General features: G+C 71.2%; 11 protein-coding genes. All 11 read right to left on the bottom strand.

The genetic code is table 11. From position 1 onward, the window contains the following. Positions 1–54: 54 nt before the first annotated feature. The 11 genes from AABA78_RS16190 to AABA78_RS16140 all read right to left on the bottom strand — a co-directional run bounded on the left by AABA78_RS16190 (position 55) and on the right by AABA78_RS16140 (position 15,084). Positions 55–639 carry a hypothetical protein gene (locus AABA78_RS16190; protein ID WP_171416722.1) on the bottom strand — a complete coding sequence of 195 codons (585 nt, stop codon included), beginning with the start codon at positions 637–639 and terminating at the stop codon, positions 55–57. A gap of 56 nt (positions 640–695) precedes the next feature. Further along, entirely contained in the window at positions 696–2,183 is a 1,488-nt protein-coding gene (gene tssC, locus AABA78_RS16185; protein ID WP_171416721.1) for a type VI secretion system contractile sheath large subunit, read from the bottom strand. Between the two features lie 43 nt (positions 2,184–2,226). Beyond that, entirely contained in the window at positions 2,227–2,865 is a 639-nt protein-coding gene (gene tssB / locus AABA78_RS16180) for a type VI secretion system contractile sheath small subunit (RefSeq protein ID WP_338263969.1), read from the bottom strand. Between the two features lie 135 nt (positions 2,866–3,000). After that, positions 3,001–3,897: a type VI secretion system baseplate subunit TssG gene (locus AABA78_RS16175; RefSeq protein WP_338263968.1), complete on the bottom strand. Its 897-nt coding sequence runs from the start codon at positions 3,895–3,897 to the stop codon at positions 3,001–3,003. A gap of 5 nt (positions 3,898–3,902) precedes the next feature. Next, positions 3,903–5,006, bottom strand: a complete 1,104-nt coding sequence (locus AABA78_RS16170) for a type VI secretion system protein IglI family protein (protein ID WP_338263967.1) — start codon at positions 5,004–5,006, stop codon at positions 3,903–3,905. Next, on the bottom strand, positions 4,999–5,385 hold the full coding sequence (locus AABA78_RS16165) for a DUF4280 domain-containing protein (RefSeq protein WP_171436489.1): 387 nt from the start codon (positions 5,383–5,385) through the stop codon (positions 4,999–5,001). Before AABA78_RS16165 ends, AABA78_RS16170 begins: the two co-directional genes overlap by 8 nt. Before the next feature lie 13 nt (positions 5,386–5,398). Further along, complete coding sequence (locus AABA78_RS16160; protein ID WP_338263966.1) at positions 5,399–7,114, bottom strand: acyl-CoA synthetase family protein; 1,716 nt, start codon at positions 7,112–7,114, stop codon at positions 5,399–5,401. A gap of 6 nt (positions 7,115–7,120) precedes the next feature. Then, complete coding sequence (locus tag AABA78_RS16155; RefSeq protein ID WP_338263965.1) at positions 7,121–8,059, bottom strand: hypothetical protein; 939 nt, start codon at positions 8,057–8,059, stop codon at positions 7,121–7,123. A 160-nt stretch (positions 8,060–8,219) separates the two neighbouring features. After that, positions 8,220–10,268, bottom strand: a complete 2,049-nt coding sequence (locus AABA78_RS16150; protein WP_338263964.1) for a cyclic nucleotide-binding domain-containing protein — start codon at positions 10,266–10,268, stop codon at positions 8,220–8,222. Beyond that, on the bottom strand, positions 10,269–12,386 hold the full coding sequence (locus AABA78_RS16145) for a HEAT repeat domain-containing protein (RefSeq protein ID WP_338263963.1): 2,118 nt from the start codon (positions 12,384–12,386) through the stop codon (positions 10,269–10,271). Between the two features lie 97 nt (positions 12,387–12,483). Next, a complete protein-coding gene (locus AABA78_RS16140; RefSeq protein WP_338263962.1) occupies positions 12,484–15,084 on the bottom strand; it encodes a pseudouridine synthase in 2,601 nt (866 codons plus the stop codon). Positions 15,085–15,106: the final 22 nt, after the last annotated feature.

Raw genomic sequence — 15,106 nt, 5'->3', positions numbered from 1 at the left:
GGCCGGGAGCGAGTCCTGCTCCCAGCCCGGTTTAGACGCAGACCGCGGCCGACGCTACTTGGCGGCCGCTTCGGTGATGCCCCACTTCTTGGCGATCTTCTTCGTCGACGAGGTCGCCAGGTTCAGCGACTGCTCGGACGCCTGCGGCTTGATGCCGATCTGGAACGTGAAGTTCTTGGGCGACTGGACCTCACGCGACTCGTTGTCCGCGATGGACATGTTCAGGTCGTCGCCGTTCTTCTCCAGCAGGCCTTTCATCTCCGCGTCCAGGAAGTTGGACTTGAAGTACTTCTTCCCGATGGGGTCGTACTCGTAGATGACGTACTTGAAGTTCACTTCAATGTTGCTGAAGTTGCCCAGCAGCATCTCCGCGATCTTCTGCTTGTTCGCCACCGACACCTGGCCGGAGAAGTACATGGCGTCCGTCACGCCCGTGTCCCACAGGTAGTGGTTGAGCACGGCGACGACCTTGTCCGCGATGGCCGCGTCCGGGTTCTCAGGATCCTTGATGGTCTCCTGATCCGCGCTCAGCGCCTCGCCGCCGATGGTGATGGCGGTGATGTATCCGACGGGGCTCTGCTTGTCCTTCTTGAAGTTGAAGCCCTGATACACGTCCAGGTTCCGCGAAAACTGGGGCATCTGTCACTCCAGGGTAAGCGGGGCAGGCTCTCACCTGCCCCAAGTGGGGATGCGGCCTAACCGAGCCGCGACTCGAGCATCAGCTCCACGTTGAGGCCTTCGAACTGGATGTGCGGGAGCACGGCCAGCTTGCAGTCGTACCAGCCGATCTCACCGGGGCGCGGGAAGACGGTCACGCTGCTGGCCTTGAACGGGAAGCGGCGCACGGTGAGGTCGTCCGGGTTGGCCACGGTCGTCACGTAGTTGGACAGCCACGAGTCCAGCTGGCGCTGGATGTAGGGCGCGTCCGCCGTGTTGCCGATGTTGTCGCGCATGATGCACTTCACGTAGTGCGCCAGCCGCGTGATGGAGAACGTGTAGGCCAGGTTGGTGACGAGCTGCGAGTTCTCCGAGTCCTTGGGGTCCTTGAACGTCTTGGCGACCTTGGCGGACTGGGTGCTGAAGAACGTCGCGTCGCTGGAACCCTTGCGGTACACGAGCGGGATGAAGCCGCTGCGCGCGAACTCGTACTCGCGGTAGTCCGGGATGGCGATCTCCACCGGGGCCTTGATCTCCTCCTGGCCGCGCAGGGAGAAGGTGTCCACGGGCAGGCCGGTGATGAGGCCGCCGCCCTTGGGGCCGCGGATGGACTGGCACCAGCCGGAGATCTCGAACGCCTTCACCATGTTGCGCGCGAGCAGGATGGCGGAGTTGCCCCACAGGTACTTGTCGGAGTCGCCGCGCGCCGTCTCGGTGAAGTTGAGGACGTCGCAGGGGTTCTTGTCCGGGTGCCAGGGCAGGCGCAGCACGTAGCGCGGGAAGGTCAGGCCCACGTACGCGGCCTCCTCCGTGTCGCGGAACGCGTTCCAGCGGCCGAACCGCGGGTGGGCCAGCACGCCCTCCAGGTTCTTGATGGCCTCCATCTCCTCGATGGTCTCGCAGCCGAAGAACTTGTGGTTCACGGCGGAGATGAACGGCGCGTGCGCGGCGTTGGACACCTTGGCCATGCGCTGCAGCCAGGTGAGGTCCGCGGGCGTGGAGGAGAAGTCGTACAGGCCGACGATGGCGCCGAAAGGACGGCCGCCGTACTGGTCGTACTCCTGGATGTAGACCTTGTCGAACAGCGCTCCGGCGAAGATGTTGCTGGAGTTGTTCTCGAAGTCCTCCGCCAGCTCATCCTTGGCGACGTCCAGGATGTCGATGGCGATGTTGGCCTTGAAGTTGGTGTGGCTGACCAGGTCGTCCAGGCCGCGCCACGTGGACTCCAGCTTCTGGAAGGTCTCGTTGTGGAGGATCTCGTTCATCTGCGCGTCGATCATGCGATCGATGCGGCTGATGACGTCCAGCACCTGGCCCTTGTCGAAGCGGGCGGTGTTGTCCGGGCCCTCCACGGGGGCCACGTTCTGCAGCAGCGCGGCGACGCTGGAGAGGAAGCGGCTCTCCAGGGTGACCTGCTGCTCGTCGGCGGCGGGCGCGAAGTTGGTGGTGATCATCGGCGCCGATTCCTGGGGCGGATCGAGCCGGACGCTGCTGAACAGGCGCTTCAGGTAGGTGGTCTCAGCCATGGCGGAGTCCTTTTAAGTTCGGAAAGGGAGGAAGGAAGGCGGATCAGGACGCGGCGGGCGGCTTGGCCCCGGCGGCGACGGTGGCGGCGACCGCGGCCGTGGCGGCGGCGGCACCCGTGGCGGGCTTGGCGGCGGCGGCGCCAGCGGCGGGCGCGTCCGTCTTCGCGGTCTCACCGGAGGGCAGACGCATGGTCTCGTAGCCCTTCAGCTCGTTGAGCAGCTCCTTGAGCGCGTCCGGCTTGGAGAACAGCTCGTAGAGCTCGCGGCGCAGGTCCTTGCGGTTGTCGATGTTCGACTGCATCTCCACGAGGAGCGTCTTCAGGAGCAGCAGCGCCTTGAGCTTCGGCACGTGCTTGACGATCTCATCCGGGTGGAAGGACTTCATCCGGTCGATGGGGAGCGTGACGTTCAGCTCCGACTCCACGTCCGGGTTGATGCGGTTGGCGACCTGGAAGTTGGCGGACATCTTCATGTCCTTCATCAACTCGTCCAGGTTGCGGCCATCCACGGAGCGCAGCTTGCGCGTCTCCAGGTCCGTCTTGCGGTCCTCGGAGGTGCCCAGCGAGTAGTCGCCCATCACCAGCAGGCGCAGCGGCAGGTTCACCGTCTCCTGCTCGCCGTTGATGGTGGTGCGGTACGTGAGGGTGATGCGGGATTTGGGCAACTGGTCCTGAATGGCCACGGTGACTCCCTGACAATCGCAGTGCGCTTCTTCCCCCCGTACTACTGGAGCCGCCCCGGGAGTACGCCCTGCCGAGTGAACATTTACAGCCTAGGCGCGATCAGGAATTCCCGTCAACCAGCCGACATGACAGGTCTAGCGGGCTTCCGATGATCGCAATTGTGCGGTGTCCCCCGAAAACAGGAGGACCTCCTGGGTCTGTTCCGGGCCTCCTACCAGGGGCTCGTAACCCAGATGGCTGCCGTCCTGGAGGCGGGCGAAGCTGCTCTGATCCCTCAGGCACAGGACGACGGTGAGCGCGAGCGGCGTCTCCGCGAGGCTCGGGAGGATGCGGGTGTTGAGGCGACGGCGGGCCTCCACGGCCCAGGGGATGCCGGTGCCGGAGTGCGGCTCGTTGAGGAACAGCCGCACCTCCACCCCGCCCGTGGGGACGGTGGCGAAGCCGCCCACCGCGCTGCCGTCCCCGAGCGCGGCGGCGCCCAGGCGGATGCCCTTGGCCTCGATGCGCTGGCGGCGCGTCTCACGGCGCACCAGCACCTCCGCCTCCGGAAAGACCTTCGCGAAGAGCCAGTGCAGGCTGCTGGGGCACGCGAGGCGCAACAGGCGCAGCCGGTGGGAGGTGTTGTGCTCCCAGCCGGGCAGCAGGGATTCGTCGCGATCCGGGAACTGCCCCGCGAAGCGCGTCCGCAGCAGCAGGTGGTCGAAGTAACCCAGGAAGTCCGCCATCGTGTCCTGCTCCAGGCGATCCATGGCCTGGAAGAGGAAGGACGGCAGCGGCGTCTGGACGCTGAGCAGGCCCAGGTTGACGGTGATGACCACGCGCTTGCGCGGCTGGCGGGTGAACTCGATGGCGTGCACCAGGTGCGGCTGGTGCACGGTGCTGCGGTGGCTGCGGAACTCCACCTCCGCCTCGCCGTAGCCCTCCTTGGCGAGCAGGTCCAGGAGGGCCGGCACGTCGAAGCCGCGGATGCGCTCGGTGATGCGCTCCTCGACGGTGAGCTTGCGGCCCGGCTGTTCTCGCTCCAGTGCCATGGGGGCTATTCGTCGTACTCGGAGCCGCCGCCGCGGCCCTGGCCCTGGCGCTGCTGGGCGACGAGGAACGCGTCCAGGTCCACGCGGTAGAGCTGATCCATGGCGCGGAAGGACAGCGTCTCCGTGTTGTGCAGCATGGGCTCGATGGCCTCCGCGTGCTGCGCGAGGCCGTTGAAGAAGCCGGAGAAGAGCTGCGGCAGGTACACGCGCGGGTCGAACCGCTCCACGGTGGCGAGCACGTCCACGGCGATGACGCTCGCCTTGGTGTAGTCCTCGCGCTCCACCAGCGCTTCAAACGCAGACAGCTTGCGCACCAGCTGCGCGAGCGCGGGCGACATGGGCACGCTGGGGCCGGCGTCCTGGGCGGCGTCCTGGGCCCTGGCGCGGGCGGCCTTCTTCGCGCGCGCGGGGCGGGCCTCCTCTTCCTCCTCCCCGTCGTCGTCCTCTTCCTCCTCGTCGTCGTCCTCTTCCTCCGGAGCGGCGGCGGCGGCGAGCGCGGCCGGCTTGGGCTCCTCCGGCGGGGGCAGGAAGGGCACGCCCTGGGCGTGGGAGCGCAGCGCGCCGAGCAGCGTGCGCATGGCGTCCATGCACGCGGGCTTCTGGAGGATGGCGAGCGCGGCGATGAGGGGATCGCCCAGGGCCAGGGCCTCTTCCATGGGCTCGCGGCTGCCGGGCGCGCACCAGGCCTGCCACTGCGCGTCCTTGAGGCGCGTGTGGTGCTCCAGGTGCTTGCCCATCATCTTGAGCAGCCAGCGCAGGCCGGTGTCCGCGAAGACGAGCTTCTTCTCCATCGGGCCGAAGAAGTCCCAGTTCTCCGTCAGCGTCCGCTTGAGGGAGCGGAACAGGACGGGCAGCGCCTTCATGCCGTCCGCGAAGAAGTGGCCGAAGAGGTACGGCCCCACGAGGCGCACGTCGCGCACGCCCTCGCGCAGGAGCACCGCGGCGGCGCGCGCGGCGTCCGCGTACTCGCTCTTGGCGACCAGGCCGGTGATGGCCTCCAGGCGCGGATCCGGCCCTTCCGATTCGTCCAGCGGCACGGGGGCGCTGGTGAACTCCGCGTCGAGCAGCGTGAAGTCTACGGGTTCCACCACCAGCGCCGGGCTACCCATCGATGGCCACCATCTGTCCGGGGGAGACGACCTGGATGACGCCGCCGTAGCTGCACATGCACTTGGAGTTGCTCTCCAGCGCCGGCATGTTGCCGATGAGCACCTTGGGGCACCCGGGCACCCAGGGGGCCGCGGTGGCGGGGATGCAGGGCATGGGGGTCAGGACGCCGAGGGCCGCCGCGGTGGCCGCCGCCACCATGGGGTTCGCCAGCGAGTTGCACATGCCGAAGGGCAGGATGTTCAAGAGCGGCTTGTTGTCCATGATGTTCGCCGCGGGCGTCGTGGCCATCACCCGGTTGGCGGGGAGGACCATCAGCGACGAGGGCGCCACCCCGAAGCTGCACTGGAGCATTGCTCCCATCACGACCTGGACACCCATGTGCCGCTCCTTTTCACCGCGCTGGCGACGGGACATCCTCGCCCGAAGCGGCCGCGCTTTCCAGCAGTCGTCCCCTGAGGGCGGTGAGGGCCTGGAACATCGGGTCCTTCGCCTTGCGGTGCAGCGCGCCGGTGAAGAACTGCGAAGCGCACCACGCGTCGTCGACCGCGCCCTTCACCCGGTGGGGAAAGAGCGGAAAGAACTCGATGCGGTCGGGCAGGAAATCCCCGCCCAGGAGCATCTCGATGCGTCGGTTGAGCTCCTGCTCGCCGGACGGAGGAGCAGGCGTGGCCCCGGTGAAGGCCAGGAGGATGAAGCGGGCATGGCTGGCGAGGCCGCCGGTGGACACCGGCACCACGCTGGTGCCGGCGAGGAACGGCACGTCCTCCAGCGCGGCGGTGACCTCCTTCGCGGAATAGGTGCGCCCGTCGTGCCGGAAGCCCTGCGTGCCCCCGTAGTGGTAGCGCTGGCGGATCCGCGCGAGCAGGACGTGGCCCGGCGGGCGGTCCTTGTCCGGCAGGAGCGTGAAGACGCCCACGTCCGTGGGAGCCCCCTGCCCGCTCTCGTTCGGATCCTTCAGCGTCCACGCGCGGCCCGGGACGGGGAAGACGTCCGTGTGCACGTCCGTGGTCGGCTCCGTCACGCCGCGCGACGACACCAGCACCGCGCCGCCGGCTGAAGCGTCGATGAGGATGTTGGAGGACGGCACGGCCTGGAGGCCGCACTGCTTCACCCACGTGCGCCAGGCCTGGGCGTCGTAGGGCTCCTCCGGGTTGCGGAACCAGTGCTGCACGTTGCGCAGGGAAGCCCGGTGACGCAGGAGCAGGTCGCGCAGCTTCGGTGTGACGCCCAGGGCGCGCAGCGGCTGCTCCAGGAGCGGGGCCGGGTTGAGCGCCAGGTCCGCCATCTCCAGGTGCAGGTAGGTGGCGCCGCGCAGCAGCGTGGCGAAGAGGAGCGCCGGCAGGTGCTGGAGCACCGGGAAGTCCGGCGCCGCGAAGAGGTCCCCCGGCGCAAGGCCGAAGGTGAGCATCCCGTCGCCGATGGCGCCCCTCCACGCGTTCTCCGCGGTGAGGGGCACGGGCGTGTGCGGCGGATCCACCAGCGGCGAGAAGAGCAGCCCCACCACGTCCGTGGGCTTGTACGTGTGGGACGTGAAGCCCGGTGCTCCCCTCCCCTGGCTCTTGAGCAGGAGCTGTTCGTGGCCCTTGAGGAGCGGGAGCTGGTGGGGTTCGGCGGCGATGAAGTCCGGCGTCAGGGCGTCCAGCCGCGTGGCCATGGCGCGCGGGCCCATGGGCGGCAGCAGCGTGAAGCAGCCTCCCAGCTTCAGCGTGGCCAGGAGCGACACGAGCAGCTCCTGCCCCACGCCGTGCACCAGACACACCTTCGCGCCCGGCTCGACGCCCTGATCCGCCCACTCGCTGGCGCGGCGCGAGGCCAGGTCGTGCAGCGTGCGGTAGCCCACGGCCTGCCAGCCCTGGATGCGCGCGTGCGTGCGGAACGCGGGGCGCTCCAGCGCGACGTGGCGCACGATGAGGTCGTGGAAGAAGTCGTACTGCTGGCCCGGGCGGCTCTTGGGCGGCGGGACGCCCCGGCCCGCGTGGGCCTCCGCGAGCGCGGCGGCGAACCCGTCCGGATCCTCCCAGCTCTCCTGCCACCACTTCGGGGCCCCGGACTCCGGGGCGAAGCCGGCTTCCAACTGCCGGAGGATGTCCTTCACGTCGAAAGGCATGGGTGTCTAGCGCGAGGGAAAGTCGAAGCCGACCTTCACCATGAAGCGGACCTTGGAGCGCACGTTGCTGTCCGGGGCGTAGTCGATGGGGGTCGCTCCGCGCTTCGCTGGCGTCTGCTGGGGCTTCCCGCGTTCGATGGACGTGGGCACGACGGCGCGCACCAGCGGGTGGCGGGCCTGGAGCGGCGGCACGTGCATGTCCACGTCGCGGCCGAAGAGCCACGCGCCGCAGCGCCAGAGGACGTCGTGGCGCCGGGTGAGCAGCGTCCAGAAGCGGTCGCGCGTCTCCGTCGCCTCGAAGAGCAGCGGCGAGTTCCCGGTGTCGCGGCCCTCGCCCGGGGCCGCGAGCAGGGCGCGCAGTTGCTGCGCGACGCGCTCCACCTCGTTCACGTCCTCGGGCGTGACGGGCGAGCGGCCGGCGAGCTTCGCCTCGTGCTGGCGGAACAGCGCGACGAGCCCCAGGCAGTCCCCCACCACGTCGCGGTGGCCGTCCGCGTGGGCGGCCGTCACGTCGCCAGCGGCGAGGAAGGAAGCCTCCGCGAGCGCCTCCGCCGTCTTCAACAGCTTGCGGCGCAGCTGCTGGGCACGCTCGAAGAGGGTTCCGAAGGAGCTGGCCCGCATGTCGCGCTGGACGCGCAGCGCGGCGAAGGCCAGGCCCTGGGCGAGGAGCGGCAGGTCGCGCAGTTCGGCCACGTTCACGCCGGGGAGCGTGGCGACCTCCGCCTCGCGGGCCAGCACGCTGTCCACGCCGCGCTTCGTGTTGTGGAAGGCGAGCGCGATGTTGGAGCGGCACTCCTCCACGGCGCCTTCGAGGGCTCGCGCGGGGGCCAGGAACACGTCGTAGCCGGGCTCGGAGCCAAGGGCTTCCAGCTCGGCGATGTCGTCGGGCCCCAATCCCGCTGTCGCGTGCTGGCCTCCAGCCATGCCGGGCAGGATAGCGGGCACCTCCGGGCGTCACAACCTGGCGCCCTGCCCTGCCTTCCCGGGGGCCTGCCGGGTCGTCCGGGGTGAGGCCGACCGGCGGGGATGCGCGGCGCGCCGGCCGGATGCGTCAGGTGACCTGGCGGGTGGGACGCGGGCCGTGGGACCTGAGAGGGCGCAGGCCTCAGACGAGGATGAGGTCGTCCTCATCGGTGTCCAGAGCGGCGTCCGCTCCGGTGCCCAGCACGTGCTGCGTGCGGCGCAGGCGTTCGTCGCTCAGGTCCGAGACGAGCATCAGCACCTGCGGATGGCTGGAGATGAGCGAGTCGAAGTCCTCGCGCGGCAGGCGCAGCAGCGTGGTGTGGCGGGAGGCCTCCACGGTGGCGGTGGCCGGGGTCTTCTGCAGGAGGGAGATCTCCCCGAAGAGGTCCCCTTCCTTCAGGCGCGACAGCGGCTGCCCGTTCTTGTGGACCTCCACCTCGCCGGAGAGGACGACGTAGAGGCCGTCGGTGGCGTCGCCTTCGCGGATGATGACGTCGCCGCGCTCCACGTCGCGGGCCCGGAAGCGCTCCACGAGTCCGCGCCGGTCCTTGCGATTGAACGGGCGGAACAGCGCGGAGCTGTTCATCACGTTCGCGAGCAGGCGCTCACGGCAGAACTTCTTGATGGCCTTCGCCACGGGCGGGTGGCTGCGCGACAGCGCGGCGAGCACGGAGGCGGAGATTTCGAGCACCTGCGTGTCGTCGGAGAGGGACTCCACGGAGGCGGCGCGCGGGGCCCCGGACAAGAGCGCCATCTCGCCGAAGAAGGCTCCGCCCTCCAGCGTGGCCAGGTCCTGACGGCGGCCGTCCTCCTCGCGGAAGACGCGCACGCTGCCCTCGCAGATGACGTAGAAGGCGTCGCCGTGCGTGCCCTGCGCGAGGATGCGCTCACCGGGGCCGAAGCGGCGCAGCGGGCAGCGTTCAAAGAGCTGGATGAACGCGTCGCGCGGCAGGTCGGAGAAGAGCGGGATGGCCGGCAGCGCGTCCAGGTTGCCGGAGGCGGGCCCGGCCTCCTCGGTCAGCTCGTAGACGGGCTCCTCTTCCGTCGCGTGTTCGGACAGCCCCCGCTGGGCCGCGAGCTCCACCGCGTGCAGCAGTGAGTCCGCTTCGATCTCCAGCTCCGTGAAGCTGGAGACGCGCAGGGCCGCGCGCCAGGGCTCCGGCGCTCCAGCGGCGGTGGGCACCACGGAGGCTCCGGCGGCGGGCGTGACCGTGGGCCGGGAGGGCGCGTCGGCTCGGCGCGGGCGCATGCCCGGGGGCGCGGCCTGGACGGGGGCCTTCGGCTCGGTGGGGGCCGGGGCGGCGTCGGGACCCGTGATGGGCGGCGCGAGGGCCTGCCAGCGTCCGCTGGGGGTCCGGGTCTGGGGAAGCTCGGGCATGGAGGATGGGGACGGCGGGGGGCGAGGCGGCGCTACGCGGACGGACGGGCCCGGCGGAGCGGCTTCGGCCTGCGAGGCGGAAGGTGGAGGAGGAGGCGTGGGTGCCGGGAGCGCGTTGCTCGCGGCGGAAGGCGTGGAGTCCTTGGCGGGGACTGGCGCCGGAGCCTCCGCCGCCACAGCGACGGCTTCTGGCGGATCAGACGCTTCGGGCGTCAGGTCCCAGGCGGGTTCTTCTTGCGTGGGCTCGACCTGCACCTCGACGGAGATGACCACTTCGGTGTCGTCCGCCACGGGCCTGGGGGCGCTCGCGGGCGCGTGGGTCAGGGCCAGCTCTGGCGGGAGCGAATCCGACAGGTCCACCGGCACTCCCTCCGCCTCCAGGGGGGCGGGGGGCGCGGCGGGGGCCGGAGTGGGCGGGGCTTCGCGCTGCGTGATGAGGCCCGCGGGGGGGTTCTGGGACGCGGCCTCCTTCGGCTTCACCCTGGACGTGGCCGGCGTGCCCCTTCGCGCGTACAGATCCGCGAGCATCTGCTGCACGCCCTGGTGGGCTGGATCCAGCTCGAGGATCAGCTTGCTCGCGGCGATGGCTCGCGGCAGGAAGCCCTCCTTCGCGAAGCCCTCCGCCGCGGACTGGTACGCGGAGACGGCGCGGTCACGCTGTCCGGCCTTGGCCCACGCGTCCCCCATGCGCAGCCGGCTCTGGTGGTCCTTCGGATCCGCCTGGCAGTAGTCCTCGTACAGCTCCGCGGCCTTGGCGAAGCGCCCCTTGCTGAAGGCCTCCGTCGCCTTGTCCTTGAGCGCGCGCGGCTCCATTCACTGCGCCCCGCCGGACGCCGTGCCTTCCTTCGTCGGCGAGGCTCCCGCCGCGACGCGGACCTCCCGGAAGTAGTCGCCCTTCAGCGCGTCCAGCGGCTCGGCCTCCGGCCCCGTGTTCATCTTGCGCAGCGCCGTGGCCGCCGCGGCGCGGATCTCCGGCAGGTCGTGGTACAGGTCCCGCCCCACCACCTCCGCGGACTTCACGTCGCCAATGGCGCCCAGCGCCAGCAGCACGTCGCGCCGGGCCACGCTGTTGGAGTCGTCCAGCGCCTTGAGCAGCGTGGGCACCGCGTCCTTCGCGCCCATCCGCCCCAACAGCTGCGCCGCGAGCGCCGCCTCCGCCCCGCCCTCCTTCACCACGCCCTGCAACGCCGCCGACGCGGACGCGGGCGGCGCTCCCACGCGCTTCAGCGCGTCCAGCACCACCAGCTTCTCGCTGCCCATCTTCGGCAGCGACGCCACCAGCGCCAGCTGTCCGGCTTCACCCTGCTCCGCCAGCGCCAGCGCCAGCGTCTTCTGCAGCTCGCGGTCGGGCTCCAGCAGGGCCGCGCTGGCCACCTCGATGCCTTCGGGCCCCACGGACGTGAGCCCCACCAGCGCCGCCGCGCGCAGCAGCGGGCTCGCGTCCTCCGTGTAGCCCTTGAGCACCTCCAGCGCCCCGGGCGCCTTGAGCGTGCCCAGCGCGGTCAGCAGCGTGGCCAGCGGCTGCAGCTTCGCGGGCTCCACGTCGTCGCTCAGCTCCGAGGGGACTCGCGGCTGGACCACCACGCGCCCGGCCTCCCGGGCGCGGGCCGCGTTCAGCGCCTGGAGCCGCTCGAAGAGCTGCGCGTGCTTGCTGGAGCGGTTGTCGTCCTTCATCCGCCCCGCCTCCGGACGGGGGGCCGACGGATCCAGATCCGCGCTGTATTTCTGTGGCAGCGCCTGCGTGATCCAGTCCGCGCGCAGCGCCGTGAGCCCGGCGACCTCCTGCTCGTAGAGCTTCTGGATGACGGGCACCACGGAGGGGTCGCGCACGTGGGTCACCGCCTCGACCGCGAGCGTGCGCAGCGTCACGTCCGGCTGGTTGAGCCACGGCGTCACCTTGGGCAGCAGCGCCTGCGCCGAGGGGCCCAGGCCCGTCACCGCCTGGAGCCCCGACGCCGCGGAGGCCGGGCGCGAGAGCCGCTCGGCGATGGGCTCCGCCGGGCAGCCGCCTCGCGAGCGCATGGCGCGGCCGGCGTCCAGGGCCTCGTCCCGGGCGCCGTCGAGCGCGATGGCGCACAGCGCGGCGTCCGTCGTGGGCGTGCGCGGGAAGGTCAGGATGGCTTCGGTGGCCAGGGGGCTCACCGCGCTCTTCTCCACCGCCACCGCCTGGAGCTTCGTCGCGGCCGTCGGGTCCTGCAGCTTCATCAGCGCGCCGATGGCGGACTCGCGCAGCTCCGGGAAGCTCTCGTCGAGGAGCAGCGCGATGGGGGCCACCGCGCGGGTGTCGCCCGCGTCCCCCAGCCCGCGCACGGCGGCGGCGGCGAGGATGACCTGGCTGTCGCGCACCATGGGCAGCAGCCGGTTCACGGCCTCCGCGCGGCCGCTCTTGCCCAGCTCCTCGGCGGCGCCCACGCGTTCGGGGAGCGCGCCCTCGGTGAGGGCCAGGAGGTTGCGGTCCCAGAGGCCCTTGGATTCCGCGGCGACGACGGTGGCCATGGCGCCGGGGACGTTCGCGCTCTTGAGGGCCTGGACGATGACCTGGCGCGTGGCGCGGCCTCGCCGTCCGTACTGGAGCGTGAGGTACGCCTTGGCCTTGTCGTTCTTCACCTTGGCGAGCGCCAGGGCGGCCTGCCCCTGCACGGCCTCGTCCGGATCCTCCAGGAGCTCTCCGAGCAGATCCACGACGCGCGGATCCTGGCTCTCCCCGAGCGCGCCCGCGGCCTCGCCCCGGACGAAGGCGGAGAGGTCCTTGGCGGCGCGGGTGAAGAGGACCAGGTCGTCCGGGTTGTTCTGCGCGGCCAGCTTCTTCACGGCGGCGGCGCGGGTTTCAGGACGGGGGTCCTGGATCTCCGCGAGGAGCTGATCCCGGTTGCCATTGCACCCGACGAGCAGGGTCAGGGCGAGGAAGAGGGGTCGCACGCGGATTCGCATCGTTCTCCCGGAGCGGCGGACGGTGGAGGTAGGCGGCGGTTATATCAACGCCCCCCCGGGCCGCCCACCGACGGAGCGACCCAGGAGGACGGATGCTTCAGCGGGAGCGGCCACCGCGAGGGGGCGGACGGCCTGCCCCTCCCCGAGGCGCCTTGCTGCCCTCACCCGGGGGGCCCTTCCTCACGCCAGCGCGGACGATGCGCTCGCCGGAGCTGCTGGACGCGGACTCACCGCCGCCGCGAGACCGGCTGCCGGAGTCCTCGCCGCGGGGCTTGAAATCCCGGCGCTCGGGACGGCCCGCGGACTCGCCGCGCGGCTTCCATTCACGGCGCTCCGGACGGTCGCCACGAGGGGCGCCGCCCGCACCGGCGGGCTTGCCGAAGCGGCTGCCACCACGAGGCGCGCCACCCTCGGAACCGAAGCGGCCGGCCGGCTTGCCGAAGCGGGCGCCGCCACGAGGGGCACCGCCCTCCGCACCGAAGCGACCGGCGGGCTTGCCAAAGCTACGGCCGCGAGGGGCACCGCCCTCCGCACCGAAGGAGCGACCCCGAGGGGCGCGTTCGTCACCGCCACGGCCCGCACCGGCCGGCTTGCCGAAGCTGCGGCCGCGAGGCGCACCACCCTCATCACCGAAGCGGCCCGCGGGCTTGCCGAAGCTACGACCGCGAGGAGCACCGCCCTCTTCGCCACCGAAACGGCTGCCACCGGCGGGCTTGCCGAAGCTACGGCCGCGAGGAGCACCGCCTTCATCGCCGAAGCGGCCCGCGGGCTTGCCGAAGCTGCGGCCGCGAGGCGCGCCGCCCTCATCACCGAAGCGGCCCGCGGGCTTGCCAAAGCTGCGACCGCGAGGAGCACCACCCTCATCACCGAAGCGGCTCGCGGGCTTGCCGAAGCTGCGACCGCGCGGAGCTTCGTCACCGCCACGGCCCGCACCGGCCGGCTTGCCGAAGCTACGGCCGCGAGGAGCACCACCCTCATCACCGAAGCGACCGGCGGGCTTGCCGAAGCTGCGGCCGCGAGGAGCACCGCCCTCTTCGCCACCGAACCGGCTGCCACCGCGCGAAGCACCGCCCTCGGAACGGCCTGCACCGGCCGGCTTGCCGAAGCTGCGGCCGCGCGGAGCACCACCCTCATCGCCGAAGCGACCGGCCGGCTTGCCGAAGCTGCGGCCGCGAGGGGCACCGCCCTCTTCGCCACCGAAGCGGCTGCCACCGGCGGGCTTGCCGAAGCTGCGGCCGCGAGGAGCGCCGCCTTCGTCTCCGAAGGAGCGACCCCGAGGGGCGCGTTCGTCACCGCCACGACCGGCACCGGCCGGCTTGCCGAAGCTACGGCCGCGAGGAGCACCGCCCTCATCGCCGAAGCGGCCCGCCGGCTTGCCGAAACGGCCAGCCGCGCGCGGCGCACCACCCTCGTCGCCACCACGGCCCGCCGGCTTGCCGAAACGTCCGCGCGGCGCATCGTCACCGCCCGCCGGCTTGCCGAAACGACCCCCGCCCTCGGCGCCCGCACGGGCCGGCTTGCCGAACTTCGCGGCGCCGCGAGGCGCACGCTCACCGTCGGGCTTACCGGTACGGCCCGCGCCCCGCGCGGCCTTGCCGTAGGTGGCGCCTTCCGCGGCGTCGGACTCCGTCACTTCCTCACCGTCGTCATCGAACGACGGCACGCCCTCCAGATCCACGTCCGCGGCCGCGTCATCGTCCGCGTCCAGCGTCGCTCCGCGCTTCGCGAACTTCGGCGGACGCGTGCCACCGTCCTGCACGCCCTTCCACTCCTTGCGCTCCGGACGCGCCTCGCGGGTCTTCGGCCCCGTCGCGGCCTTCTTGGCGGCCGCGCGCTCCGTCTTGCGCGGCGCCACCGGCGCGTCGTCGTCCATGGACAGCTCGACATCGTCGTCGTCCGGCCCGTTGAAGCCCGGCGCGGAACGGCCGTGACGGCGCGGCGGCAGCTTCAGCTCCGAGGCGCTCGGCTGCGCGCGGCCCTCCGCCACCTCCGTGAGCTGGTGGACCTCGGAGACCTTCAGCGGCCGCAGCTCGCCGGGGCGCAGCCCCTCCACGCCCACGCCCGCGTAGTTCGGGCGGAACAGGCGCACCACCGGGTGCCCCACCGCCGCGCACAGGCGCTTGATGAGGTGCGGACGGCCTTCCGCCACGACGATCTTCAGCCAGGTGTTGCGCTCGGCCTTCTCGAAGATGTCCACCGACACCGGCGTGGCCATGCCGTCTTCCAGGCGGACGCCTCCGCGCAGCTTCTCCAGCGTGGGCATGTCCGGCACGCCCTTCACCTTCGCCAGGTACGAGCGCGGCACCTGGAAGCTGGGGTGCGTGAGCTTGTGCGCCAACGCGCCGTCATCCGTGAAGAGCAGCGCGCCTTCGGCGTCGTAATCCAGACGGCCCACGGGGAACAGGCGGCGGCCCGTCTCTTCCACATAGCTGGCCACCGTGGGCCGGCCCTGCGGATCCGACAGCGTCGTCACGACGCCCACGGGCTTGTAGAGCAGGTAGTACGACGATTCTTCCGGCGGCGTGACGAGCTTCCCATCGACGGTCACCAGGTCCGTGCCGGGCTCCACCCGGCTGCCCAGCTCCGTCACCGTCTCGTTGTTCACTCCGACGCGACCGGAGGTGATGAGTTCTTCCGCGTGCCGGCGCGAAGCCACTCCCGCGCGAGCCAGGTACTTCTGCAAACGTTCCGCCGCCATGCCTTGCCTTCTTCCAGTTGTT

It is taken from the genome of Corallococcus caeni, assembly GCF_036245865.1.
Lineage (GTDB): Bacteria > Myxococcota > Myxococcia > Myxococcales > Myxococcaceae > Corallococcus > Corallococcus caeni.
This window is presented reverse-complemented; position numbering and strand designations above follow the sequence as displayed.

Bases quoted from the DNA above. Each gene is read 5' to 3' on its own strand.
- AABA78_RS16175 (WP_338263968.1), bottom strand. From the start codon at position 3,897: ATGGCACTGGAGCGAGAACAGCCGGGCCGCAAGCTCACCGTCGAGGAG.
- AABA78_RS16140 (WP_338263962.1), bottom strand. From the start codon at position 15,084: ATGGCGGCGGAACGTTTGCAGAAGTACCTGGCTCGCGCGGGAGTGGCT.
- AABA78_RS16145 (WP_338263963.1), bottom strand. From the start codon at position 12,386: ATGCGAATCCGCGTGCGACCCCTCTTCCTCGCCCTGACCCTGCTCGTC.
- AABA78_RS16165 (WP_171436489.1), bottom strand. From the start codon at position 5,385: ATGGGTGTCCAGGTCGTGATGGGAGCAATGCTCCAGTGCAGCTTCGGG.
- AABA78_RS16160 (WP_338263966.1), bottom strand. From the start codon at position 7,114: ATGCCTTTCGACGTGAAGGACATCCTCCGGCAGTTGGAAGCCGGCTTC.
- tssC (WP_171416721.1), bottom strand. From the start codon at position 2,183: ATGGCTGAGACCACCTACCTGAAGCGCCTGTTCAGCAGCGTCCGGCTC.
- AABA78_RS16190 (WP_171416722.1), bottom strand. From the start codon at position 639: ATGCCCCAGTTTTCGCGGAACCTGGACGTGTATCAGGGCTTCAACTTC.
- AABA78_RS16170 (WP_338263967.1), bottom strand. From the start codon at position 5,006: ATGGGTAGCCCGGCGCTGGTGGTGGAACCCGTAGACTTCACGCTGCTC.
- AABA78_RS16150 (WP_338263964.1), bottom strand. From the start codon at position 10,268: ATGGAGCCGCGCGCGCTCAAGGACAAGGCGACGGAGGCCTTCAGCAAG.